Raw genomic sequence first — 26,444 nt, forward strand, 5'->3', positions numbered from 1 at the left:
TATATCGTATGCATGTCAAGATCGGGCGTTCGTGGAGTCTGGGGATTGCCGCAGCATTTATTTTCAGGGAGAAGCTTCTGAGCTATAAATGAAGGATTTTTTTTACAACTGGAGAATTTATTACAATATGAAGCGCGTTATCCAAACTTGGAGCGGATAGAAGTCACCAGAATTGACATGTGCAGGTCACGGGACCGCATAGACAATGGCAAGCAGGGGTGACTACAATAAACATGCCATCATAAGGAAGAAATTAGAAAAAAGCACGCTATGTTAAATGAAAAGGGCGGGATTCCTTAATCCATGAATGTGATCCGTTCACTGCGTTTTAAATTTATTGTGGGTCTTACACTGATCATGCTGCCATTATTCATGCTGCTCTATTACAACAACGTCTACGCCATGAAAGTCGTACGTGACAAGGTATCTCTCACCAATATGAATCATCTTGCCAAGAGTGTGGAACAGAATGAACGTGTATTACAGGAGACGAATCGGTATTTATATAGTCTGGGCGAGCGGGACCCGGATATTATATCCCTGTTTTTTCTGGAATACGGCAGTGGGGATTATATCATTGCGAAGCAACGCATTATGAATAAATTCATGACAGATATCGGTTTCTATAATCTGATCGATTCTTTTTTTCTATATGATGCCGTCAATGATGATCTGCTGCTCGCCACTTCGGGCAATTATGATGTCAAAAAGTCGGTTGTGCAGGAGAGTATGCCGGTCCAGATGCAGCAATTGGAAGGGGATATCCAGAAGCCCGAATGGAGCATCGTGCGTGGGGGAACATGGAATGCGCTGGTGAAAACGGTGCGAATCAACCAGCAGTTCTATGCAGGCGCGCTTGTTGATATGAATGCACTGAATCACACACAACAGTTCACAGAATCCGGTGACAGAGGAGGCGCAGTCATTGTTGGAACCGACGGTGGGGCATTATCGGATTCCACATTGAATACTGCACAGATTCAGCTTGCATCGGCACATCTTCCCGGCCTGAAGAACCCGTATCAGGTCATCTCTGAAGTCATGAACAAGGGAGAAGCACGTCAATATTTGATGCTGGGTATTGCCTCAGCCATGTCCGAGATGAATTACATCGTGCTGCTGCCTGAGGAAGATATGATGCGTAACCTCCCGTTTTTCCAGCAGATCATTCGTCTTCTTCCCATTGGTGCGGCGGTAATTCTGGTTACTGCACTGATCTTTTTGCGTCAACTGTTATTCCGTCCGATGAATTCACTGATCCGAGGCATGAGAAGGGTGAGTCGCGGAGATCTCGATGTGAAGCTGGAGCCACCATCCTCCTCGGAGCTTGAATTTATGACACGAAGCTTCAATCAGATGACCAGCGAGATCCGGCATCTCAAGATTGATGTGTATGAGGAACAATTGCGGACACGGGAGGCGGAGTTCAAACAATTACAGATGCAAATTAATCCTCACTTTTATTTGAATTCACTCAATATAATTCATAGTCTGGCTTCTTTGAAAAAGCATGAGCTAGTGCAGCAGATGGCTGGGCATTTGGCTGATTATTTCCGATTCAGTCTGCGTGCAGGCAAACGTGTTATTCGTCTGGATGAAGAGCTGGAGCACATTCGTCATTATTTAGAAATTCAGAAGCTGAGGTTTCCAAGCCGATTGGATTTTGAACTGGATATTGAACCGGATCTCGGAAAGTATGTGATTCCGCCATTAACGATTCAGCCCTTTGTGGAGAATGCCATTATTCACGGATTTCAGCGGCGAACGCAGCCATTTGTCATTCGGATTGTGGCTTGCCATGGGAAGATGTTATCCGGTCAAATCGATGAGACGGTACTTCAACTGATGATTGTGGATAATGGTGTCGGATTTGATGAGGAACTGCTGGAACGTCTACAGCAGGGACAATACGCTGAAGACCCGGGTGGACAGCACATCGGTATATGGAACGTGGCTCATCGGCTGTTAGTGAAGTATGGTGATCAAGCCAGTTTGCAGTTTAGAAATGAGGCGGATAACGGCGCTGCAGTCATCATTGATTTACCCGCTCAGACCGAAGAGGAAGAAGGGGGAGCCCATGCGTAACCTGTTGATCGTGGATGATGAAGTGTATGCACTACAAGCGATGGTGGAAGGTGTTGACTGGCATGCGGCCGGCATTGACCAGGTGTTCAGTGCTTGTGATGCAGAAGAGGCGAGAAAGGTCCTGAAGGCAAGTGCCATTGATATCATGATCTGTGATATTGAGATGCCTGGCGAAACAGGGCTTGATCTGCAGAGCTGGGTGTTGAAACATGATCCAGGCATGCTGACCATTTTCCTGACAGGGCATGCATTGTTCGATTATGCTCAGACGGCAATTAAGCTGAACAGCTTTGATTATGTATTGAAGCCGGCTCCAGCAGATCAATTGATCAAGGTGGTAAGCCAGGCGGTGGAGAAGATCAAGGATGGGGAGCAGCGTACCCGTACCAACGAAGTTTATGAGACCGTATACAAACGCTGGAAGACCCATAAACCGCTCCTGACAGAACGTTTCTGGAAAGATGCCATCTCTCAGCGGATCACGTTAACTGAGCAACGGCTGCAAGAGCTCGCAGAATTGTATGGTGCTGAGATCGATCCACAGGCTCGTGTATTACCCATTGTGATCTCGGTAGAGGAGTGGGTGCGTGAATTCGATTTGCGTGATGAAGAGGTATTAGAATATGCCCTTCGTAATGCAGGAAGAGAGATGTTGCTTGGCGACAAGCCGGGTGAGGTGTTTCAGGATCATAGTGGATTGAATATTGTGCTTGCTTACGAGCAAGATGGCATCATACCGAGTGCGAGCGAAGTGGCAGAACGTTGTCAGGTGTACATTCAGGAATGTGGTACGTATTTCTACTGCCGATTGTCCTGTTATGTTGGTGTCCCGGTGGCTGTAACGGAGCTGCAAGGCATGTTGAATGAACTGATGGATATGGAACGACGCAATATTAAGGAGCTTGAAGAAGTCTTTGTTTATGATGAGCGGGGCAGAGATCAGGAAGATCGCTTTTTGCCTATTCCGTGGTTTTCGGAGTTATCCATTCTTTTTGAGACGGGTAAAGTTGGGGATTTGCGCGAACGTGTGGATGAGATCTTCGAGTTGCTTGCTGCTCAGGAGGGATTGTCTCCTGAAATACTTCGTCTCTACTACCATGCGATGTTGCATGTGGTCTATCCGTTACTTCATCAGAAAAATGTATCCATACGCAGTCTGTATCCGGGGGAACGGGAGCCGGAAGAGAGTGTAGTCACAAGGTCGTTGCCACAGTTGAAGCTGTGGACGTCTGATCTGATAGATCGTGTCATCCCGGTGTTATACCCGGACGATCACAGTCCAATGACTATTGTGGATCAGTTATGTATTTATATCGAAACACATATTGGCGAAGAACTCATGCGAGAGGAACTTGCAGCTTTTGCCGGTTTCAATCCTGCTTATCTATCCCGTTTGTTTCGAAAAGAGAAGGGGATGTCCTTGTCCGAGTTTATCCTTCAAGGGAGAGTAGCCAAAGCGAAGACCTTGCTGTCCCAGTCCACCGTCAAGGTGACGGATATCGCTGGCAAGGTGGGGTACTACAATTACTCGCATTTCACCAAAATGTTCAAAAAGTGCACAGGTATCACACCACAGGAGTTCCGCAAACAGTCACGTACCGTATAACTCATGGCGCAGTATGCTGCGCCTTTTGTTTTGTTTATTTTGGCACTAAAGTCATAATTTGATAAGTTAACAGGTCACCACAGCAGATAGAGGTCTTCCTCGCCCCGCCGTATACTTGAACCACAGGAGCCGCAACGGAGCTTCATCCTGAGGAAGAATTCAAGAGGAGTGAGGGAGAACAAGTTATGAAGACACAACCCCAGGCGGGTAAGGGAGTACGGATATCGGAAATACCGGGAGAAACAGTCCGAAAGCGCAAGTCTGTATGGCACAATCTTGGCAAATTCAAGGTGCTGTATCTCATGTTCTTGCCAGGCGTCCTGTTTCTGCTGGTGAACAACTATATGCCGATGTTCGGCGTTCTGATCGCATTCAAAAATGTAAACTATGCTGATGGTATTTGGGGTAGCCCGTGGAGTGGATGGGACAATTTCAAGTATTTGTTCTCCACCAGTGATGCGTGGGAAATTACCCGGAATACAATCGCGTACAACACTGTGTTTATTGCACTCAATCTCTTTGTAGGTGTCGGGCTTGCTATTCTACTCAATGAAGTGAAGAACAAGGCGATGTCCAAGTTGTATCAATCGCTTATGCTATTGCCGTATTTCCTGTCCATGATTGTGGTCAGTTATCTGGTATTGGCTTTCCTCGGTAAGGATTCGGGATTCATGAACTCTACTATTCTTCCGATGTTCGGGGGGCAACCGATCGACTGGTATTCCGAGCCGAAGTATTGGCCTTATATTTTGCCACTGGTAAACACGTGGAAGAATATCGGATATTATGCCGTCATCTATCTGGCAGCTGTCGTGGGGATCGATGAAGAATATTATGAGGCTGCTGTTCTTGATGGAGCAACCAAATGGCATCAGATACGCTTCATCACCGTTCCGTTTCTCGTACCATTGATCGTGATTATGACGTTATTGCAAATTGGCCGTATATTCTATGCAGACTTTAGTCTGTTCTATCAGGTTCCACTCGAGTCGGGAGCACTGTTCCCTGTAACGAATGTACTGGATACCTATGTATATCGAACGTTCCTTATCGGTGGAGATATCGGGATGTCATCCGCAGCCGGTCTATATCAAGCAATCGTTGGATTCGTGCTGGTTCTTGTATCTAATACCATCGTTAGGCGTATGGATAAAGATAATGCATTATTTTGAGAGGAGGCAAGTCAGCTGTGAAATCACGTGATCCACTAGCCGTATCGAAGCGTTCCGCATCCGTTATTCATGCGATGTTTCTATTCTACGCCATTGCCTGTGTCGTGCCGATCCTGCTTGTCTTCGCCATCTCATTCTCGGACGAGACAACAGTTATTGCCAATGGGTATAAGCTTATTCCAGAGAAGTTCAGCCTGACGGCCTATGAGTTTCTGTTCAGAGATATGGATCAGATCCTCCATTCATATGGTATATCCTTTATTGTTACCGTTGTAGGTACCATTACAAGTGTGGCGCTGACTGCACTGTACGCGTATCCGCTCTCGCGGAGAGATCTTCCTTATCGTGGCTGGTTCGCCTTTTTCATCTTCTTCACGATGTTGTTTAATGGGGGTCTGGTACCTTGGTACCTGGTCTACGTAAACGTATTGGATCTGAAAAACTCCATACTGGCACTGATTATGCCACTACTGCTATCCCCATTCTTCGTACTGGTCATGCGTACATTCTTCGCGAACTCCATACCGGTATCCATTCTGGAATCGGCTCGGATTGATGGTGCAGGAGAATTGAGAACGTTTACACGTATCGTGCTCCCACTATCCCTTCCGGTCATGGCAACCGTCGCGTTGTTTAGTACACTGAATTACTGGAATGACTGGTACCTTAGTATGATTTTTATATCGGATAACCGGACGATCAGCCTTCAGTACCTTATGTACCGGACGCTGCTCGATATTCAATATTTAACAACCAACTCCAACGTCTCTTCACAGATATCGTCGCAGGGTGGATTGCTGAATCTGCCGAACAAAACACTGCAAATGGCGATGGCTGTGGTCGGTATTGGTCCAATTGTACTGGCATATCCGTTCTTCCAGCGTTATTTCATCAAAGGTCTTACGGTTGGCGCTGTGAAGGGATAACTCTGGCCGGTTAGCGGAGTGGGCATGGTAAATGAAGATGGACTGAAAGGGCATATATAGAAGTTGTTATAGGTTTCATTGTGAATTGGGGCAATTGGCTGTACGGTTCAACACATGACAGGAGGGGTTCAATTGGTTAGATCATTAAAGGTATGGTCACGCATGATGGCAACGGTTATGGCGCTGAGCCTGGTGCTGGCAGCTTGCTCATCAGACAAAGGTGGAACAACAACACCTGCAGCCGAAGGCGGAGGAGCAAGTGAGGGTGGGGGCAAGCCCTATGAAGTGACACTGTTCTACCCGGGGACACCACAGAAGGATGTCGCTCTGGTGGAAGCCGAGATCAACAAGAAGATGGAACCGAAGATCGGGGCCACGCTCAAAATCAATGCGATTGACTGGGGACAGTGGGATAACAAGTTGAATCTCATGATCTCGTCGGGCGAAAAATCGGACATTATCTTCACAGCTGCTTGGCAGAACTATACGGTGAATGTAGCTAAAGGTGCATTCTTGCCACTGAATGATCTGCTTGATGCGCATGGTCAGGATATCAAGAAAAACCTCGACCCTGCCTTTCTGGAAGGTTCCCAGGTGGATGGCGTGAACTACGGTGTTCCTACGAATAAGGAACTCGCTGCCACACGTGGTGTGCTGGTACGCAAAGATCTGGCTGACAAGTATAACTTGGATCTGACAGCTGTAAAGACTTGGGCTGATCTGGAGCCTTTGCTCAAAACAATCAAGGAAAATGAGCCAGCCATCACACCATTCTATATGTCCAATACCAATGGTAACGGGCTGTTGGAGAATCTGGATTGGGATTATCTCGGTGATGCTTCCGTACCTGGAGTCATCTCCAAAACAGCAGGCGGAACAACGGTGCTGAATGAAGTGGAGACCCCTGAATTCAAAGAAGCGGCTGAACTCGCTCGCAAGTGGTATCAAGCGGGATATATCAACAGTGATGCTGCGACTTCCAATGTGTTCCCGAAAGACCAGGCGAAGGCTGGAAAAGCATTTCTCTGGACGGATGGCATGAAGCCAGGCAAGGATAAAGAAGAAGAAGGGTATGTGGGTTTCCCACTGACTCAGATTGAGATGACACAGCCGACCATTACGACGGGTGATGCATCTGGAGCGATGCTCGCAATCTCCCGTTCTTCGGAGCAACCGGAGAAAGCGATGCAGGTCATTAACCTGCTGCATTCCGACAAGGAAATTAACAACTTGCTGAACTTCGGAATTGAAGGTACACATTTTGTGAAAAAAGACGGACAGGATAATATCATTGCTCTCCCTGATGGCGTTGATGCCAATAGTCGTACCTACAATCCAGGTGCACAGTGGCAGCTGGGTAACCAGTTCCTGAACTTCCTCTGGGATAATGAAGATCCACAGAAATGGGAAAAGTTCAAAGAGTTTAACGCCAAAGGTGTGAAGTCGCCAGCACTGGGCTTTACGTTCAACAGCCAATCTGTCAAAAATGAAATTGCGGCGGTCAACAACGTGAACAAACAGTTCAAGCCGGGTATGACATCGGGCGCTGTTGATCCGAACGAGATGATCCCGAAATATCTGGAGAAACTCAAAGCAGCGGGCATTGATAAAATTATTGCTGCCAAACAAGAACAACTCGATGCATTCTTGTCTAAGCAATAAATGATCGTCAGCCATGAGAGAGAGCCTGGTGTTACTACAAGTTCTTGTCAGCGGTGAATATGGAGGACGTTTTCGGTGAACAACCGATGACGTTCTTTTTTTATTGTTCTTTTTTGATTTGGATTGTTAATCATAATTAGGAAAAATATGATATAATCAGGTGGTTGATTGGGGGTGTTCGTGTGTCGAGAACCAGACTTGTGTTCTCTGGGGCTTTATTGCTTTTTGCTATCATCTTTACATTTAACCACCATCTTGGTTTTTCTGTTGGAGATACCATGCTGTCAGCAATAGGTATATCACCGTATACTACATCTTATTTAAGTGGGGTTCATATCACACTTTTCCTCGGATTGGGGATCTTTGCTTGTGGCTTCTACCTTACTCGCAAAGAGATTGGGAAGTCGTTCCCGGGTCTTGCGAAAGGCTTATGGATCGTAGTTCTCGCTATCGTTCTCAGTTATTCGTACATGACGGATAAATGGATGTATGTAGCCAAGTGGGGAGCTAGCGGCATTGAAGGTGTATCTTATGTACAGAATGCCAGCTCCTGTACCTTTAACGTGCTGAAAACGGGTGAGACCCGAGCAACCTGTGATCTGACACTCAAAAATTACGGTAGGGATAACGTATCCGCCGTGCTATTGCCTGATCTCGCGCGTAGTTACAAGTTTAAGGACGACCCACTATTGGAAGCCTTGCAGTCTGTCCAATTAAGGCCAGTACATATTGAGATTGAACGCCATGGAACATTTAGGGGCGAGTTGAATTTTTACGGGGAAGCGGAATCGCCTCTGCTCGTCAGTGGAAAACTGATGGATATTGTGCTGGATGTAGGCGTAGATGGAGTGAATACGGTGTTTAATTACAATATTCCATAGTTAATATGTATAGTAAAACAGAATGATTACATAAACAGAAGTAGAATAAGGTTGATTTGAATAGAAAGTTGAAAGACATATGTTGAAATCTGATCGAGAGTGGGCTAATCGTCCGCTCTTTTTGTGTGTGGAAGTTGCAATTAGTGCAGAAATATTGGTTTTGTCTCCTTTCCCCTTGAATTGGTAACGCTTACGCTAGATAATGAACCGGTATGTCTCAAAAAAATAGTTTGTCTTTACCGCTTACATCATTACAATTAATGTCACGACAATTAAAGACAAGGTGAGATGAAAAGATGTCATATCGGACAAACCTGTTCTCCAAAATGGTCATTCTAATTCTGATTATGCTAATTCCAGTTGTGCTTCTATACTGGTACTCCAATCACAAAACGACAGCTGTTCTCAGAGATGAGTTGAATCGATCCAATAGCAATCAGCTTGAGTTTTTCCAAAATCAGGTGAATACACACATTGAGCTGTTATCCTCATGGCCGAACCTGCTCATACACGATCCTGATATTGCCAGCTTCCGAAGAATTTATGCGGACAGTAAATATTTTGATCTTGATGCTATTAATTTGGTTAAGCGTATTCAAAATAAGCTGAGTATTCAGGAGAGTTCATCCAATTGGGCAACAAAGTTATATCTGTATTCCCCTTCGCTGGGAAGGGTGGTTTCCGAAAGGGATGCACGTTCTTACGATAAGCAAGCGTTAAGGGAGAATATCATTTCCGGCTGGGATGTACGCAAAATTCAGGATGGGGAAGATGATCGGTTCATGTTTAGCTGGATTACGGTATCTCCATACGGTATTAAAGACCCGGTTAATAATGCGGAAACGATCATTAAACTGGAGTTTGATAGTGACAACATTCGGGATATGCTCGACAAATTCAAGGATGATGGCAGGCATGATCCCTTCTATTTCCGTGAAGAATCGGGGGTTATCTATAACCGGACTTCAGATCGTTCACTAACGAATCAGTTGATGGAAGAACTGTCCATCCATAAACTTCAGGACGTTGATAACCGTACAGTGGTGATCGGGAATGAGCCTTACATGGTCAACGCTGTAAAATCCAGTACAACAGGCTGGTATTTAGTCGACTATATGCCGCTATCAGATATTCTGAAGCCCATTCATCAATCCAACATGTTGTTCTATTCTTCCATGATTTGTTTGTTGTTGATGAGTTTTGGTGTGGCGTACTTGTTATATGTTCAGGTGCAGGTGCCTGTAAAACAACTCATTCGCGGGTTCCAACGATTGAAGCAGGAAGATTATTCCGTAAGGATTAAGCCGAAGGGCCGCAATGAATTCAGTTTTCTGTCCGAACGTTTCAACTTGATGGTGGAGCAGATCCAGCAGTTGTTTGAACACGTTTATCTGGAACAGATTCATGTGCGTGAAGCCCGGTTGAAGCAGCTGCAATCGCAGATTAACCCGCATTTCTTCTATAATTGCTTCTCCTTCATTACGAGTATGGCGAAGCTGAAGCGCATGGACGCCGTTGTAGCAATGTCGCATAATCTCTCGCGATATTATCGGTATACAACAAGACAGGAGCGAGATCTGGTACCGTTGACAGAGGAGATTGAATTTGTCAGCTGTTATCTGGAGATCCAACGGATGCGTATGGACCGCATTCATTACAAGCTTGATCTGTCCGACGAGATGCTGAGACAGGAAGTACCACCGCTGATCGTGCAGCCACTGGTGGAGAATGCGGTAATTCACGGTATTGAAGCGGATGCGGAGGCTGGAGAAATAAGAGTATCTGGGGAAAAACAGGGTGGTGTCATGGTTCTTGTGGTAGAAGATGATGGGCAAGGTATGACGCAGGAGGCACGTGAGGCGCTTCTGAATAAGCTAAGGGGAACAATGGATCAGGAAATGGGCTGTGGCCTGTGGAATGTGAATCAGAGACTCCAGCTTCGATATGGGGAGCAGGCAGGGATTGATATAACGGAATCGGAACTTGGTGGATTACGCGTTACATTATCGTGGCCTGCTGAGCAGGAGTATCTTCTGGAGAACGAAGGATGAACATCTGGAACGTGTAGCGCATGATGAACCATAGAATCCATTGCAGAATGAACGAGATAGGGAGTGACTTGCTTGATAGATATACTGCTGGTAGATGATGAAACGTATGTAACAGAAAGTCTGGAACTCACGATCCCCTGGGGAGAACTTGGGGTAACGACCGTGCTGCGTGCAGCTTCCGGTAAGGAAGCATTAGAGATTATGGAGGAAAATGCAGTAGATATCGTGGTCACGGATATTCGAATGCCTGGCATGTCGGGACTGGATCTGATTGCAGAGGTAACCAAGCGCTGGTCTCATATTCGTTGTATTTTGCTGACGGGTCACAGTGATTTTGCTTATGCGAAGAAGGCCATTCAATTGCAAGCGGCTGATTATATTCTCAAACCCGTAAACGATGATGAGTTTATGGGATCGGTTTCAGCAGCCATTACATCTCTCCGCGATGAGTGGGATGAGTTCGATAAATATCACCGACTCTTATACAGTCGGAAGTCTGACTATAAGATTTTACGGGAAAATCTCATGCATGATCTGCTGCTTGGGCGTGAGATCACAGCGCGGGCACTTCGGGAACAACTGCAACAATATGAGATCCATATTGATCCGGAACAATCGGCAGTGATGATGCTGATTCGCCTTACAGGACGCTTCTCGTCAATGGATCAGCAGTCTCTGGATCTAATGGATTTTGCGGTAGGTAATATAGCGGAGGAAGTGCTCGGAGAGCAATTTAACGTGTGGTTTGGTCGCGGACCCCATGAGTGTCTGGTTATGTTTTTACAGAGTCAGGGACAGATTGAAGCTCCGCAGATGAACTTGGAGACGTTGAGAATCTCTGCTGAAACCTTCCGTGAGCATGTCATTCGATATTTGCAGGGAGATCTATCCATGGTGGTTACACCTTCATTTCCATTTAATGAGTTGACAGCAGCTTATCGAAAAAGTCTGGGTTCCCTTGTCCTTTTCGGACCGGAAGAACACCAGATTATATACATGGACATGGAACAGGCACTCAGCAAACGACCGGAGAATGATGCGACGCAGGCCCTCGAAGAGCTGTACAAACCGCCTGTACTTCCACAATTGCTTGAGACCAAGCAATGGGAAGCGGCAGCACGCAAGCTGAACACGGTCTTTGACGCGGCAGAGCAGGTGCGTTTGTCGAGAGAACATGTGTATGAGATGTATTTGTCAGTAACCAATGCATTTATGTATATCGCTCATAAACAGGGACATCTGGTGCATGAGATTGATCATGCGGGATTCGATCTGCTCCTTGCTCATCAACTGATTCAATCGCCCGAGAAACTGCGGCGCTGGGCCACCGAGATGCTAGCGAAGCTTCAGGCAGAGTTGTCTGATCAGGAAGGTGTGCAGAGCCGCAGACATGTGATCAAGCAGGTTCAGGAACTGGTGACAAGAGATACAGGACAGGATCTGTCGGTGAAGATGATCGCGGACAAGGTATATTTGCACCCCGTATATCTATCGAAGATTTACAAGGCAGAGACAGGGGAAGGTCTTGGAGATTACATGATTCGTATGCGTATGGAGCGTGCGCTGTATCTGCTCAAGAATAGCAATAAAAAAATATACGAGATTACAAGTGAGCTAGGTTATCAAAATCCGCAATATTTCAGCAAAATGTTCAAAAAGCATTATGGTATGACACCCAATGAATTTCGGGATCAGGCATAATTTCAACAACATTCCAGAATATAGGTTGGCAAAGGTGCAGAAATCTTGATTTCGTATCATAGGCTCAAAGGCCTGGTCAGCCTATAATGAAAGGGTAACCAAAACGATTTAAGGGGGAACAACATGAGAGCGCAATCAACGAAAAAGAGATTCTTGACGCTTCTCGCTACAACGCTGTGTCTAACTGTCGTTCTTGCAGGATGTTCAGGAGGCAGTGGGGGCGGAGATAGTGCCACACCAAGTACATCTGGAGCCCAAAACGAATACAAAGAAAAATATGATCCGGAAGTAACCATTACGACTGCATGGGGAATTGACCCTGAGCTGAAGTTTAAAAATGGTGAATCCATGGAAAATAACGTGGCAACCAAGTGGGCCAAGGATCAATTCGGTATTAATATCAGTTCACTATGGTCTGTAACGGATACGAATGGGGCATTTGCAACCAAACTTCGTTTGGCGATGTCTTCTGGTCAAGATATGCCTGACATCGTAAACGTGGGTGATAATCTGCTTGCGCAGGATCTGATTGATTCCGGTATGTATCAGGAAGTCGGTCCACTGTTCGACAAATATGCTTCAGACACATGGAAAAAAGCGATGGAGCAAGATCCTAACGTGTGGAACCAGTATAGTCGTGATGGCAAAAGAATGGGTATCCCTGTTCTGGACTATGCATACAACAATGATTACTTGCTCTGGATTCGTCAGGACTGGCTGGATAAGCTGAAGCTGGAAGCTCCAAAAACAATCGATGAGCTTGAAACCGTAATGGATGCATTCAAAAACCAAAACCCGGATGGATTGTCTCCGGATAAGGTCATCCCGCTCAGCATTGGCTTCAAAACATCCATGAACACATGGATGGGAGACCCATCCTGGATCTTCGGAGCATACGGAACATTGCCGTTCCAATGGAATCTGGCTGCGGATGGCAAGCTGGAGTATGGCTCCATCAATCCAGGTATGAAGCAAGGTTTGACCAAATTGAGCGAATGGCTCACAAAAGGTTATATCCCGCAGGAAGCAGCTCTATGGGATGAAAACAAAACAGCAGAACCAGCAGTTGCAGGTACAGCCGGCATTATTCCAGGTCCTTACTGGATGAGCGGATGGCCGCTTCTGGATACCGTGAAAAATGTACCAAGTGCTGTTTGGAAACCAATTGAGATTCCAACGGGCCCTGAAGGTAAAGCGATGCGTCACGGAACACAGTTCGTTAATGGTGTTACGTTGATTAAGGCAGATATGGAACACCCCGAAGCCTTCTTTACGTATCAGAACTACCTGTTCGACAATTATGCAGATCCAGCACCAGGAAGCCAGTATGATAACGGTTTGTTTGAGAAATATGATTATCAACTGGACGCTAATGGAAAACAAATGCCGATTGACGAGATCGAAGGCGGATACGTGAACGTTGTACGTTATTTGCTTGTTCGTGACGGTGCTCGTATTCCAGATGCACAGATGAAAGCGCTTCTGAATTTGGCGGATGGCAAAGAGCCGGAAACGAAGCTGGAGAAAGATGTTGCTGTAAACTATGGTAAAGAAACGCCAGCGGCAGCAAAAGTGTTGCTGAGCCAAGAAGAAATTTCATTCAAAAACATGTTCACAGGTCCGACAACGCAGACGATGAAATCCAAGCTGGACTACCTGAACAAAATTGAGAATCAGGCATTTAACGAAATTATCTATGGCAAAAATCCGGCTGATGCGTTTGATACCTTTGTACAAACGTGGAAATCCGGAGGCGGTGACCAGATCACACAAGAGGTCAACGAATGGTATGACGGTGTGAAAAAATAGTTTGAAGCAGCGCCCAGACGATCGTCGTCTGGGCGCTTTTTTTGGTTTATTCAAGCTGAAGCAAAGTGGTTGAATTTGTGCCATTTATATTGCTTTTATGTGCTGTTTGGACCCTGTAAAAGGTTGATATAATCGCATTATAAGCCACTCAGGGAGTACTTGAGTAGGAAGAAATACAGGGGGAGCAATCATGAGAACTTTGAAACGCACTTGGCCATTCCACGTTATGCTGTTGCCAGCCATTATCTTTCTGATCATCTTCAGTTATGTGCCTATGGGCGGGATTGTTATGGCATTCCAGAATTACAAGCCATGGCTTGGGATTAGCGGCTCCGAATGGGTCGGGCTGGACAACTTTAGATATTTGTTTGAACGTGAAGATAGCTTACAGGTCATCTGGAACACATTGATTATTGCTGTACTTAAATTGATTTTTAACTTATTCATTCCGTTTGTTTTCGCCATTCTTTTGAATGAGGTCCGCAAGATGGCTGTACAGCGAACCATTCAGACACTTGTCTATTTACCTCACTTCTTGTCCTGGGTCATTCTGGGCGGGATTTTGATAGATCTGCTGTCAACCGGAGGGTTGGTGAACCGGGTTCTCGGAACTTTCGGACTCGGACCATATTTCTTCCTCGGAGACAACAGTTGGTTCCGATCTACGGTCATTCTGACAGATGTGTGGAAGGAATTTGGCTATAACATGATTGTCTTTTTGGCTGCCCTTGCCGGAATTAATCCAGCATTGTACGAAGCAGCGGAGATTGACGGGGCAGGACGTTGGAAACAGACACTGCACATTACAATTCCTTCGCTCGTGCCGATGCTGATGGTTGTAGGAACGCTGGCTCTGGGTAACGTACTGAATGCTGGATTTGACCAGATTTTCAACCTGTATAACCCGCTCGTATATCAAACGGGTGACATCATTGACACATTCGTATATCGTTCTGCGATGCAAAATGGTGAGATGGGCTTCGCAACAGCGATCGGATTGTTCAAATCAGTCATTAGTATGATCTTGATTCTCGTATCTTACAGCTTAGCCAAAAAATACGCTGGATACCGCATATTCTAATCGAATGAACAGAGAAAGAAGGGACCACGATGTATCATAAATCATTGCCTTATCGCGTGTTTAATATAGTCAATACCTGCTTTCTGATTCTGATTGCCATCATGTGTATCATACCGATGGTTCACGTACTGGCTGTATCTTTTAGTACGAAGGCTGCTGCCGATGCCAATCTTGTTAATCTCTGGCCCGTAGGTTTTTCACTTGAAGCTTACAAAAAGACGATGAACAATCCGATTTTCTTGAACTCGCTCTGGATTTCACTGTTACGTACAGTGATTGGTACAGCGATTACCTTGCTGATTACGTTCCTGGCGGCGTATCCGTTGTCCAAAGAAAATAGTGAATTCAAAGGCAGAACAATCTACTCCTGGATTTTCGTATTCAGTATGATTTTCAATGGAGGACTGGTTCCGTTCTATATGGTTATCCAGAAAATCGGGCTGATGGATTCCTTCTGGGTACTGGTACTCCCAGGGGCAGTTAACACATTCCTTGTCATCCTGATGCTGAACTTCTTCCGCGGTATTCCGAAAGAGCTGGAGGAAGCGGCACTGATGGATGGAGCCAACCATTTCAGAACATTGTTCAGTATCTTCCTACCGATCTCCTTGCCGTCGATTGCAACCATTGCATTGTTCAGCATGGTGTTTCACTGGAATTCATGGTTTGATGGATTGCTCTATATGAATAATGCCAAGGATTACCCACTTGCTACATTTATGCAAACGGTCATTATCGGACGTGACATGAGCAGCATGAGCATGAATCCAAAAGAGATGGAATCTCTCTCTCAAACGACGGTAAGAGCAGCTCAGATCTTCATCGGAAGTGCACCAATCTTGATTGTGTATCCATTCCTGCAACGTTTCTTTGTTAAAGGTATGACGTTGGGCTCAGTTAAAGGCTGAGCCTGTATCACAAATTAAATGGAGGCTGATACAGTGAGCAACTTGGAGGAAAAGACATTCGTTCTGGGAATGGATGTATCTTTTATGGACGAGATTGAACAACATGGTGGGACCTACAGTGATGTGGACGGCAAGGAACAAGACTTGCTGTCCATCCTGAAACTTAATGATGCTAATGCGATTCGGCTGCGGATCTGGAATGATCCTGTAGGTGGGTTCTGCAATCTGGAGCGGACGGTGGCGGTAGCCAAACGGATTAAGGAACAGGGCTTGCAGTTTTTGCTTGATTTCCATTATTCCGATCGGTGGGCTGATCCGGCGAATCAGTGGAAACCAAAGGCGTGGGAGAATCTGTCCTATGAGGAGCTTCAACGTGCGGTATGCACGTATACCGCTGATGTCCTGAGAACGTTGAAGGAACACGATGCTCTTCCAGACATGGTGCAGGTCGGCAACGAGATTACACCAGGCATGTTATGGAATGAGGGACGTGTTGGTGGAGAAGAGCATGATACGGATGAACAGTGGGAACGTTTTGCAGGTCTTGTAAAGTACGGAATTGCTGCGGTCAAATCCGTTGACGCGGATATCCAGATTATGATACATATTGATCGTGGTGGAGATAACGCCGAGAGCCGCAAGTTCTACGATCAATTTGAAGCGCTGGGTGTGGAGTTCGATATCATTGGACTCTCGTATTATCCTTGGTGGCATGGCACACTCGACGCGTTACGTGACAATCTGCATGATCTGGCTGAGCGTTATGGCAAACCCGTCAATGTCGTTGAAACCGCTTATCCGTGGACGCTGGAACAGCCAGAAGGCATTGAATGGATTTTGAATCAGGAAGAATTGTTGTTGCCAGGATACCCTGCAACTGTAGAGGGGCAGACCAAATATCTGAAGGATCTGTTGCAGATTATTCGCGAAGTTCCTGGTGGTTTGGGTCATGGATTCTATTATTGGGAACCTGCCTGGATACCAAGTAAGGAAGAATGGTCCGTAGGACATCCGAATAACTGGGGTAACCTCACGATGTTTGATTTTAAAGGTCGCAAGTTGGAATCGTTTACAGCACTCGCTTCTGTAGAAGAATCAGATACAGAGACATACGTGTAATAACTCACAAGTTCACAAGTTGTATCTGACGTAAAACAAGACGTCAATATCGTTGTATCCAATAAAAATGGTATTCAAAAGCAAGGGAGTTGTCCTTATGACATACAAATTTCCACCGGTAAGTTCCAAAGCCCCGCACATGTTGCATGGCGCAGATTATAACCCGGAGCAGTGGCTCCGCTATCCTGAAATTCTGGAAGAAGATATTCGCTTGATGAAGCTTGCCAAGTGTAACGTGATGTCCATTGGTATCTTCTCTTGGGTATCCCTTGAGCCGGAAGAAGGCGTATATACGTTTGAATGGCTGGATCAGGTCTTGGATCGTTTTGCAGCCAATGGCATCTATGCATTCCTGGCTACACCAAGTGGTGCGAGACCTGCCTGGATGTCTGCCAAGTATCCGGAGGTACTTCGTGTCTCCGAGAAACGTGTCCGCAACCTGCATGGTTTCCGTCACAACCATTGTTATACTTCACCGGTATACCGTGAGAAAGTCACTGCGATCAATACAAAATTGGCAGAACGTTATTCGGATCATCCGGCTATTATCGGCTGGCACATCTCTAACGAGTTCGGTGGAGACTGTCATTGCGATTACTGTCAGGAAGCTTTCCGTGGCTGGGTTCAGAAAAAGTATAAGACACTCGATGAACTGAATCATTCGTGGTGGACCACATTCTGGAGTCACACGGTTACAGACTGGAGTCAAGTCGAGTCGCCGGCTCCACACGGTGAGACACAAGTACATGCAATGAACCTGGATTGGCGCCGTTTCGTTACCGATCAGACAGCTGATTTTATCGTGCATGAAACGAAACCATTGAAAGCTCAGAATCCGGATCTGCCCGTCACAACGAACCTGATGGAATTTTACGGCGGTCTGAACTATTGGAAGTTCGCCGATATTCTGGATTTCCTGTCTTGGGATAGCTATCCAACGTGGCATGATGCAGATGACGATGCAAAACAGGCCTCCCGGATCGCAATGATGCATGACATCGTTCGTTCCATCAAAGGTGGACAGCCGTTCTTGCTGATGGAAAGTACGCCAAGTTCAACCAACTGGCAAGAGGTTAGCAAGCTGAAAAAACCTGGTATGCATCTGCTCTCTTCTCTCCAGGCAGTGGCACACGGTTCCGATAGTGTACAGTACTTCCAGTGGAGAAAAAGCCGGGGGTCCAGTGAGAAGCTCCATGGTGCGGTGGTAGACCATGTTGGCACGGAGCACACTCGCGTGTTCCAGGATGTGACTGACGTAGGTACGGCTCTAGAAGGCATGGAAGCTATTGTAGGAACAGCGGTTCCGGCAGAAGTAGCGATCATATTCGACTGGGAAAATCGCTGGGCCGTTAATGATTCACAGGGTCCGCGCAATATCGGTGTGAAGTATGAGCAGACGGTTGAAGAGCACTACGAAGCGTTTTGGAAAAAGGGAGTTGCTGTAGACGTTATCGATATGGATGCCGACCTGTCCAAGTATAAGTTATTGATTGCTCCAATGCTCTATCTGGTACGTGAAGGTGTCGGCGAACGCATTGAGAAGTTTGTGGAACAAGGTGGTACGTTTGTAGCGACCTACTGGTCCGGAATTGTCAACGAAAATGATCTGTGTTTCCTGGGTGGATTCCCAGGTCCGCTCCGTAAGACGCTTGGCATCTGGTCGGAAGAAATTGACGGACTGCATGATCGTGATCTGAACGGGATCATTCCTGAGCAGGGCAATGAGCTTCAGCTCACTACAGCATATGATGCAATTGAATTGTGTGATCTGATTCATCTGGAAGGCGCGAAGTCACTGGCTACGTACCGTTCTGACTTCTATGCCGGACGTCCAGCATTGACGGTTAACCAGTTGGGTTCAGGAAAAGCGTATTACGTAGCGACACGTCTGAAAGCACCATTCTATGATGATTTTTATGCACAGTTAATCACTGACCTGAACGTTGAGCGTGGACTTGAAACCGAGCTGCCTTCTGGTACAACGGCACATACGCGTACAGATGGTACGGCTGATTATGTGTTTGTACAGAACTACACACCAGATGAGAAGCTGGTTGAATTAGATGGACAGTCCTATACGGATCTGCTCAGTGGTGATGCTGTGGAAGCCAGTCTCAGTTTACAGCCATTCGACATTCGTGTCCTGCGTAGACCGGTTGCCCGGAAGTAATAAAAGATTCTATACGTTACTTAATAAATGGAGTTAGTAATATGAAGAGATTGCCCTGAACGCCTGACATCGGTGTTTGGGGCGTCTTTTTTTATTTTATGTATTTGGCTGTTGAACCACTTTTTCTGGACAAGATAAAGGATAAACGTGTCCGCGCAGCGAAGACAAACAGGTAACATGTAACTCAAGACTTTCAGTCTGGGAGGAATTGAAATGAATCAGAGAAATCTGGACGGCAACAGCATTATTATTCGGCTGGAAATGACAACTAAAGATATCAAGTTTGGCGAAGTGGCTTCGGCCATCTCGGAAGCTGGTGGAGACATCATTGCCATTGACGTCATTTCGACCAATCAGGATGTCAGTGTGCGCGACTTGACCGTCGCGGTAACAGATGCACAGGATAACAGCAAAATTATAGAAGGCGTACGCCAGCTCAAAGGTATATCCATCATTAACGTATCAGATCGAACGTTCCTGCTGCATTTGGGCGGCAAGATCGAAGTGACACCGAAGACTCCGATTCAGAATCGGGAAGACCTGTCGCGTGTGTATACCCCGGATGTGGCTCGGGTATGTTCGGCCATTGTGGAAGAACCGGGGAAAGCTTTCTCGCTGACGATCAAGCGGAACACGGTAGCCGTGGTATCCGATGGCAGTGCGGTACTTGGACTGGGCAACATTGGTCCCCGTGCAGCGATGCCCGTCATGGAAGGTAAGGCAATGTTGTTCAAACAGTTTGCAGGTGTGGATGCCTTCCCAATCTGCCTGGACACGCAGGATACCGAGGAAATCATTCGTACTGTGAAAGCGATATCACCTGGTTTTGGCGGCATTAATCTGGAGGATATTTCGTCACCACGTTGTTTCGAGATTGAACGTCGTCTGAATGAGGAATTGGACATCCCGGTATTTCATGATGATCAGCATGGCACAGCGGTTGTGTTATATGCCGGTCTGATCAATGCGCTCAAACTGGTAGGCAAGTCGATTAATGATGTGAAGATCGTGGTCTGTGGTATTGGAGCAGCCGGTGTAGCATGCAGCAACATATTATTGTCTGCGGGAGCCAGTCGACTTATTGGTGTCGATCGTGAAGGTGCGATTGTACGGACACAAACCTATGAGAATGAAGTCTGGAGTGACTATGCGGCTCGTACCAACCCGGAACTGGAAACGGGGTCGCTACGTGAAGTCATTCGTGGAGCCGATGTGTTCATTGGCTTGTCACGCGGCAATCTGTTAACTCGTGAAGATGTGCAGACCATGGCCGAAGATCCAATCGTGTTTGCGATGGCCAATCCGGTGCCTGAGATTATGCCTGCTTTGGTGGAGGACATTGTGGCTGTTATGGCGACAGGACGATCCGATTATCCGAACCAAATCAACAACGTGTTATGTTTTCCAGGCATATTTAGGGCAGTTCTGGATTGCCGGGCTACCGAAATTAATGAAGAAATGAAGCTGGCAGCTGCTCAAGCGATTGCCTCGGCCATTACGGACGAAGAGCGTACACGCTATTACATTATTCCGAGTGTGTTCAATGATAAAGTGGTCAAATCAATGCGTAATCGCGTCATTGAAGCAGCTGTTAAGACGGGTGTAGCGCGGCGTATTCCACGTGAGCAGGCTCGTGAAGGTGGGGAATCGTAAGATGCCAGAGAACCCTCTTCAACCATCTAGCCAGAGCGTAAAAGGACCAGAGCACCTGGGCAATGTAGATGGAACAGCCGAAGGAGAGGCTGTACTGCGTGCTGCCCGATCTTTTGTACAAGGGGACTCGTCCAAGCATACGGATGGTCATGACTGGCCGCATATTGAACGGGTAACTGCACTTGCGGTCGAACTCGCTCACCGCATGGGTGCAGATCCATTTGTCTGTGAACTGGCTGCATTATTACATGACGTACCGGATGAGAAGCTGAATGAGAGTTTGGAAGCCGGGATGGCGAAACTGAATGACTGGCTGGATACCCAGCCGCTTGATTCGGATACACGTGCAGCGGTTGTGGGTATTATTAGCACCATCTCGTATGCGGGAGGCCAGCTTCCTGCGGTCAGCTCGCTTGAAGCACAAGTTGTACAGGATGCGGATCGTCTGGATGCGCTGGGGGCGATTGGAATCGCGCGCACCTTTGCCTTCTCAGGAGCGAGGGCGCGCGAGATGTACGATCCATCTCTTCCCCCACGGGAGCATATGACCCGTGAGGAATATCGTAATGGGCGCAGCACCACGATAAATCACTTTTATGAGAAGTTGTTCAAGCTCAAAGATCTGATGAATACCTCCTATGGCAAGGAACTGGCGGAGCAGCGTCATCATTATATGGTGCAGTTCGTAGAGCAGTTCAAAAGGGAATGGGAGGGCACGGATCGGTAGGCAGGCTTGATAAGCATGACGATTACACAGAGGTTTCATACGTAACAGAGGCGAATCTTTGAAGTGGCGAAAATCCATTTTGAAGATTTGCTTCTTTTTAGGTTCATCATTTTGGGTTAATAATGTGTATTAACATACATAAATGAATCAATAATCTATTTTTAGTGAGTTATGAAATGATTTAAATAAGGTTTACGACTTATGACATGGCAACGGAAGGTCTTCCATGGTACAATAAATCGTTCTCCTGAATGAATTCAGGCAAAAAAAGAAATATGGGGTAATAATGAACATGATCATTAAATGTAAAATTTCAGGTTCGGTAAAGAGGAGGGGTCACCACCATGTCGTTTGGTGCACGTGTACTTAAGACGGGGATCGCGGTCACGCTTGCCTTGTACCTTAGCAGCCTGTTCTTGAACCCGCAATCTCCCGTGCCTGCCGCAATCGCGGCTATATTCGCCATGCAGCCTTCCATCTATCGTTCCTGGAAATACTTCCTGGATCAGCTGCAAACGACCACACTCGGAGCTATTGTGGCCCTGGTGGGAGGTATGGTGTTGTCCAATGAGCCTATTGCTGTTGGATTAATTATTGTGCTTGTTATCATGATATGTCTTAAATTGAATATGGGCGAGACGGTTGGACTGACACTGGTCACGGTTGTATCCATTATGGAAGCTTCGGGTGACTGGCATTTTGCACTTAATCGTTTTCTGCTGACACTGGTTGGTATTGTATCGGCGTTTCTCATCAACATTACGGTATTTCCTCCGAAACCGAAGGTTCAGTTCGTGAAGCAGATCCAGAGTGTCTTCAGCGGCATGTCGTTGCTTCTGCGAACCTCGATTTCGGATGAGATTAAGGAAGTCGTGTTCCGGGAGGAGAAAAACAACCTGGGTGGCTCCATTAAGTCTCTGTCCGACAAGTATAACTTGTTCGAAGAGGAACAGAAGAAGATGAAGCGTTCAAAATTCAGCGAAACCAGGCAGATGGTGGTCTACAAACAGATGCTGTTGAGTCTGCAAAAAGGGTATGAGGTACTGGATTCGGTGGAACGCCACTATTTCCAGGCACCGCGGACACCGGCTATGGATCTGTTTTTTGACTCCCATCTGGAATTGGTTATCAAATTCCATGAGCATGCACTGCTCAAGTTCGAGGATAAGTTGAAACCGAACGGCGAAGAGGCAGCGCAGTTTGTATTGGACAATGATCGTTTCATGGAACAGGCGATCACTGAGTTTGATATCGACAAGGACGGGATGTTACGATTATCCATCGTGGCAGCTGCAATCTATGATTATGGGTATCAGCTCGAACGTCTGAATCGACTTGCCGAACATGTGCATAGCTCCAGTGAAGACAAAGAATCACAGGACAAAATTTTGAATTGGCTTAAGTGGCCTTAAATTCAAGTTCAAAAAGTCTGGTTTTCAGTACCAAGAAGATGGAATGAAGATAGAAATGGAGTAGCGGAGCGTAGGAAAACTACGTGAGCAACGGACATTTCGGCTGAATTTCATATTCGATGCTGATGATGCCGTTAGGCATGATTCGTAATCAAAATTAGACTTTTTGAACAACCTCTAAGTGCGAATTGCACACCTGCTTGGCGATCATATACAATGGAGTTACAACATAGCCCGGACAAACGTGTCCGGGTTGTTTTGTCATACATAGGGCTGAATGGCATGAATGAATTTTAACGAACTGAGGGATAGAGACATGATTATAGAGGAATTGGACGCTGAATTAATGGAATGGTTGAGTGGGACAAATCTGGAGCATAAACAGCATGAAGCCATGCAACTGCTGACCGTATCTGAGGATCAGTGGCCGCATCAGGCGATGATCAGTATGGGCGAAGTCATTGCGATAAGTCCGCATCAGCTTAGACTGGCTCTGTGGCAAGGTACACAGACCAGTATGAACATGAGCAAAACAGGCAAGGCTACCTTGATTGCGGTTCAAGGACAGCGATTGCTGCATATCCGTATAGAAGTAGAGCTGTTGCCTGAGATGAAGGGCGCTGTTCATCCGAGAGATCGCTTTGAAGCCAGAGTGCTTCATGTACGTGTAGATCACGCGCCATATGCGGAGATCACTTCAGGAATTACATTTCAATTAAAAGATGAACTTGTGGCAATTACCCGCTGGAAAGAGACAATTGAAGAATTGCGAAAGTAGGCATGAATGGCTTAATCAGTTGAGGACCCGGTGATTGGGTAATAATGAAGAAGAAACAACAAAAAACGCCTCCGCTTGCATCGGGACGTTGTCACTGGTACAATAAAAAATGGTTTTCAGAAAATTAGAACTAATTAACATAAAATTAAAATGTTTACTTTCTAATAATTATACCATTGCCTTTTCGGGCTTGTCAAATGGGATTTTGAGGACACAATCCGGGGAAAGAGGGGCTATTAACATATGAGTACAGAGCAGCAGTGGAGTGAGGAACAACAACGGGTTAACACCGTGACCGATCAGATTGAGCGCAAGATCACAACGTTAGAAGATGAAGTAGGTTCCTTCCGGGACGAAGTGGTTGGCATGAGAAAAGACTTCTGGGACGAAGTTACGATGAACTTTAGCGAAGCGGACGATGTCGGGGAGACTTCAACCAGCATGCGACAGCAGTCACAGGTACTGTCCGATCGGGAGCGTAGCCATCTGAATACAGCGGGTGCGTTGGACAAAATGAAACGACTGCATCATTCACCATATTTTGGCCGCATTGATTTCAAAGAAGATGGATATCCAAATGCAGAACGCATTTACCTGGGGATCGCATCTTTGCTGGACGAGAAAGAAGAATCCTTTCTGGTCTACGACTGGCGTGCGCCAATCTCCAACCTGTATTATGACGGGGCGCCGGGTCAGATCACGTATCATACACCAAGCGGCGAGATTAGCGGTGATATAGAGATGAAACGGCAGTTTGTCATTCGGGACGGACGTATCCGCTTTATGTTCGACACGGGGGTTACGATTGGCGATGAGTTGTTGCAGGCCGTGCTCAGTCGAACTTCGGATGCGCAGATGAAGAGTATTGTAGCGACCATTCAGAAAGAGCAAAACCGGATTATTCGCAATGACCGGACACGCATGCTCATTGTGCAAGGCGCAGCCGGAAGTGGCAAAACATCCGCAGCGCTCCAGCGTGTGGCCTATCTTCTCTATAAATACCGCGAGCATCTGCAAGCGGATCAGATGGTTCTTTTTTCGCCGAATCCGATGTTCAACAGTTATGTCTCTACGGTACTGCCTGAGCTTGGGGAGGAGAATATGTTGCAAACGACCTTCCAGGAGTATCTGGAACGCCGTTTGGGTCGTGAATATCAACTGGAAGATCCGTTCATTCAGCTTGAATATGTACTTACGGGGACGGAAGATCCCGATTACGATGTTCGTATGTCCAGCATTCGGTTCAAGTCATCCGAATCTTTCCTGAAGGTCATTACGCGTTATAAGGAAAGCATGCTGTCAGGGGGCATGAAGTTCAAGCCGGTTCGCTTCCAGGGCCGAGCGATTGTCACGTCAGAGGCTATGGCTGAGAAATTCTACAGCTTCGAGTCGTCCGTTAAGCTGGTGAGTCGACTGGAGATGTTGCGGGACTGGATGCTGAAAGAACTGTCTGCTTTTGGTAAAGGTGAACTGGATGCGCCTTGGGTTGATCAGCAGCTTGATCTGATGGAGCCGGAGGATCTGCAACGTGCGTATCAACGGTTGAAGCGCAAGCAAAAAGGAAAGACCCATACGTTTAATGACTTCGAGCAGGAAAGAGGGATTCTGGCACGTATGGTGGTCAGTGACCGACTCAAACCGTTGCGAAAATGGATTAAGTCCTTACGATTCGTTGATATAAGACAATTATATGCACATCTATTCAACGATCAGGCTCAGATGGTACGACTGCTTGGTGACGAAGCGCTGCCTGCTCAATGGGATGAAATCTGTAAGATGACGTTACGCAGATTGAAGCTTCAGGAGTTGGCCTATGAAGATATTACGCCATACTTGTACCTACGTGAGCTTATGCTTGGATTCCATATTAACTCCAATATTCGTCATGTCATTATTGATGAGGCACAGGATTATTCTGCATTTCAGCTGGCCTTTATGAAGAGATTATTCCCACGGGCGAAAATAACAGCACTCGGTGACTTTAATCAGGCAATCTATGCCCACTCTTCCGTGCTTAGTGGAACAGGACCTTTGACTAACCTGTATGGACCTGACAATACGGAAGTGATTGAGCTCACCAGAAGTTATCGATCTACCCGGGAGATCGTGGAGTTTACCCGTGGTATGGTGCCTGGCGGGGAAGAGATTATTCCATTTAACCGCAGTGGCGAGAAGCCTAAAGTGATCGTTTCTTCAGATCCGGAGCGTCATATGAACGTTATCACAACAGACCTCAAGCACTTGATTGAGGAAGGGTATGAATCAGTTGCAGTCATCTGCAAGACCGCCGAAGAGAGCAAAGCAGTACATGCTGCATTGAGCAAGGCACTGCCCACAGCACCGAAGTTAATCAAGAAAACGACGCTAGCATTTGAACAGGGGGTTCATGTCATTCCGGCATATCTGGCCAAAGGTGTGGAATTCGATGCTGTCCTGATCTATGACGGTTCTGCAGAGCAGTATGCCCAAGAACATGAACGCAAGTTGTTCTACACGGCTTGTACGCGAGCGATGCATTTGCTGCACGTCTATTGTGTGGGCACACCGAGTCCGTTCATTACCTCCCAGTCGGAAGAATGGTACGATCTTGGCAAGGTGTCTGCTGCGCAAGTGGACTGACATAACACGTTCATATGCATGAAGAAGGCTTCCGTTCAATGGAACGGGAGTCTTTTTGTATATGATACATAGATCAGGAAGAAG

18 protein-coding genes are annotated in these 26,444 nt (G+C 46.5%); all 18 read left to right on the forward strand.

Annotated elements, in window-relative coordinates:
- Positions 1–303: 303 nt before the first annotated feature.
- The 18 genes from MHI06_RS10595 to helD all read left to right on the forward strand — a co-directional run bounded on the left by MHI06_RS10595 (position 304) and on the right by helD (position 26,360).
- The gene (locus MHI06_RS10595) at positions 304–2,085 is read left to right on the forward strand and encodes a sensor histidine kinase (RefSeq protein ID WP_169478573.1); all 1,782 of its coding nucleotides are present in this window, start codon (positions 304–306) and stop codon (positions 2,083–2,085) included.
- Positions 2,078–3,691 (forward strand): helix-turn-helix domain-containing protein, encoded by a 1,614-nt coding sequence (locus MHI06_RS10600; RefSeq protein ID WP_169478572.1) that lies wholly within the window; start codon positions 2,078–2,080, stop codon positions 3,689–3,691. The genes MHI06_RS10595 and MHI06_RS10600 overlap by 8 nt, the downstream gene beginning before the upstream one ends.
- A 185-nt stretch (positions 3,692–3,876) precedes the next feature.
- Positions 3,877–4,863 carry an ABC transporter permease subunit gene (locus MHI06_RS10605; protein WP_340401435.1) on the forward strand — a complete coding sequence of 329 codons (987 nt, stop codon included), beginning with the start codon at positions 3,877–3,879 and terminating at the stop codon, positions 4,861–4,863.
- 17 nt (positions 4,864–4,880) lie between these two features.
- Positions 4,881–5,789: a carbohydrate ABC transporter permease gene (locus MHI06_RS10610; RefSeq protein WP_169478570.1), complete on the forward strand. Its 909-nt coding sequence runs from the start codon at positions 4,881–4,883 to the stop codon at positions 5,787–5,789.
- A gap of 132 nt (positions 5,790–5,921) precedes the next feature.
- Entirely contained in the window at positions 5,922–7,451 is a 1,530-nt protein-coding gene (locus MHI06_RS10615) for an ABC transporter substrate-binding protein (protein ID WP_169478569.1), read from the forward strand.
- 182 nt (positions 7,452–7,633) lie between these two features.
- A complete protein-coding gene (locus tag MHI06_RS10620; protein WP_169478568.1) occupies positions 7,634–8,332 on the forward strand; it encodes a hypothetical protein in 699 nt (232 codons plus the stop codon).
- Positions 8,333–8,628: 296 nt separating this feature from the next.
- The gene (locus MHI06_RS10625) at positions 8,629–10,383 is read left to right on the forward strand and encodes a sensor histidine kinase (protein WP_169478567.1); all 1,755 of its coding nucleotides are present in this window, start codon (positions 8,629–8,631) and stop codon (positions 10,381–10,383) included.
- Between the two features lie 72 nt (positions 10,384–10,455).
- Positions 10,456–12,084 (forward strand): response regulator, encoded by a 1,629-nt coding sequence (locus tag MHI06_RS10630; protein ID WP_340401436.1) that lies wholly within the window; start codon positions 10,456–10,458, stop codon positions 12,082–12,084.
- 123 nt (positions 12,085–12,207) lie between these two features.
- A complete protein-coding gene (locus tag MHI06_RS10635) occupies positions 12,208–13,893 on the forward strand; it encodes an extracellular solute-binding protein (protein WP_169478565.1) in 1,686 nt (561 codons plus the stop codon).
- A gap of 190 nt (positions 13,894–14,083) precedes the next feature.
- Complete coding sequence (locus tag MHI06_RS10640; RefSeq protein WP_169478564.1) at positions 14,084–14,974, forward strand: ABC transporter permease subunit; 891 nt, start codon at positions 14,084–14,086, stop codon at positions 14,972–14,974.
- Between the two features lie 29 nt (positions 14,975–15,003).
- The gene (locus tag MHI06_RS10645) at positions 15,004–15,882 is read left to right on the forward strand and encodes a carbohydrate ABC transporter permease (RefSeq protein ID WP_145319165.1); all 879 of its coding nucleotides are present in this window, start codon (positions 15,004–15,006) and stop codon (positions 15,880–15,882) included.
- 33 nt (positions 15,883–15,915) lie between these two features.
- Complete coding sequence (locus MHI06_RS10650; RefSeq protein WP_340401437.1) at positions 15,916–17,001, forward strand: arabinogalactan endo-1,4-beta-galactosidase; 1,086 nt, start codon at positions 15,916–15,918, stop codon at positions 16,999–17,001.
- A gap of 97 nt (positions 17,002–17,098) precedes the next feature.
- Positions 17,099–19,171, forward strand: a complete 2,073-nt coding sequence (locus MHI06_RS10655) for a beta-galactosidase (RefSeq protein ID WP_340401438.1) — start codon at positions 17,099–17,101, stop codon at positions 19,169–19,171.
- A gap of 213 nt (positions 19,172–19,384) precedes the next feature.
- Entirely contained in the window at positions 19,385–20,824 is a 1,440-nt protein-coding gene (locus MHI06_RS10660) for an NAD-dependent malic enzyme (protein WP_169478561.1), read from the forward strand.
- Position 20,825: 1 nt separating this feature from the next.
- Complete coding sequence (locus MHI06_RS10665) at positions 20,826–21,551, forward strand: HD domain-containing protein (RefSeq protein ID WP_340401439.1); 726 nt, start codon at positions 20,826–20,828, stop codon at positions 21,549–21,551.
- A 344-nt stretch (positions 21,552–21,895) separates the two neighbouring features.
- Positions 21,896–22,963, forward strand: coding sequence for an aromatic acid exporter family protein (locus MHI06_RS10670; protein WP_062833711.1), 1,068 nt, complete (start codon positions 21,896–21,898; stop codon positions 22,961–22,963).
- Between the two features lie 316 nt (positions 22,964–23,279).
- Positions 23,280–23,741: a pyridoxamine 5'-phosphate oxidase family protein gene (locus MHI06_RS10675; RefSeq protein WP_340401440.1), complete on the forward strand. Its 462-nt coding sequence runs from the start codon at positions 23,280–23,282 to the stop codon at positions 23,739–23,741.
- 243 nt (positions 23,742–23,984) lie between these two features.
- A complete protein-coding gene (gene helD / locus MHI06_RS10680; RefSeq protein WP_340401441.1) occupies positions 23,985–26,360 on the forward strand; it encodes an RNA polymerase recycling motor HelD in 2,376 nt (791 codons plus the stop codon).
- Positions 26,361–26,444: the final 84 nt, after the last annotated feature.

The sequence above is a fragment of the Paenibacillus sp. FSL H8-0079 genome (genome assembly GCF_037991315.1).
Taxonomy (GTDB): Bacteria; Bacillota; Bacilli; order Paenibacillales; family Paenibacillaceae; genus Paenibacillus.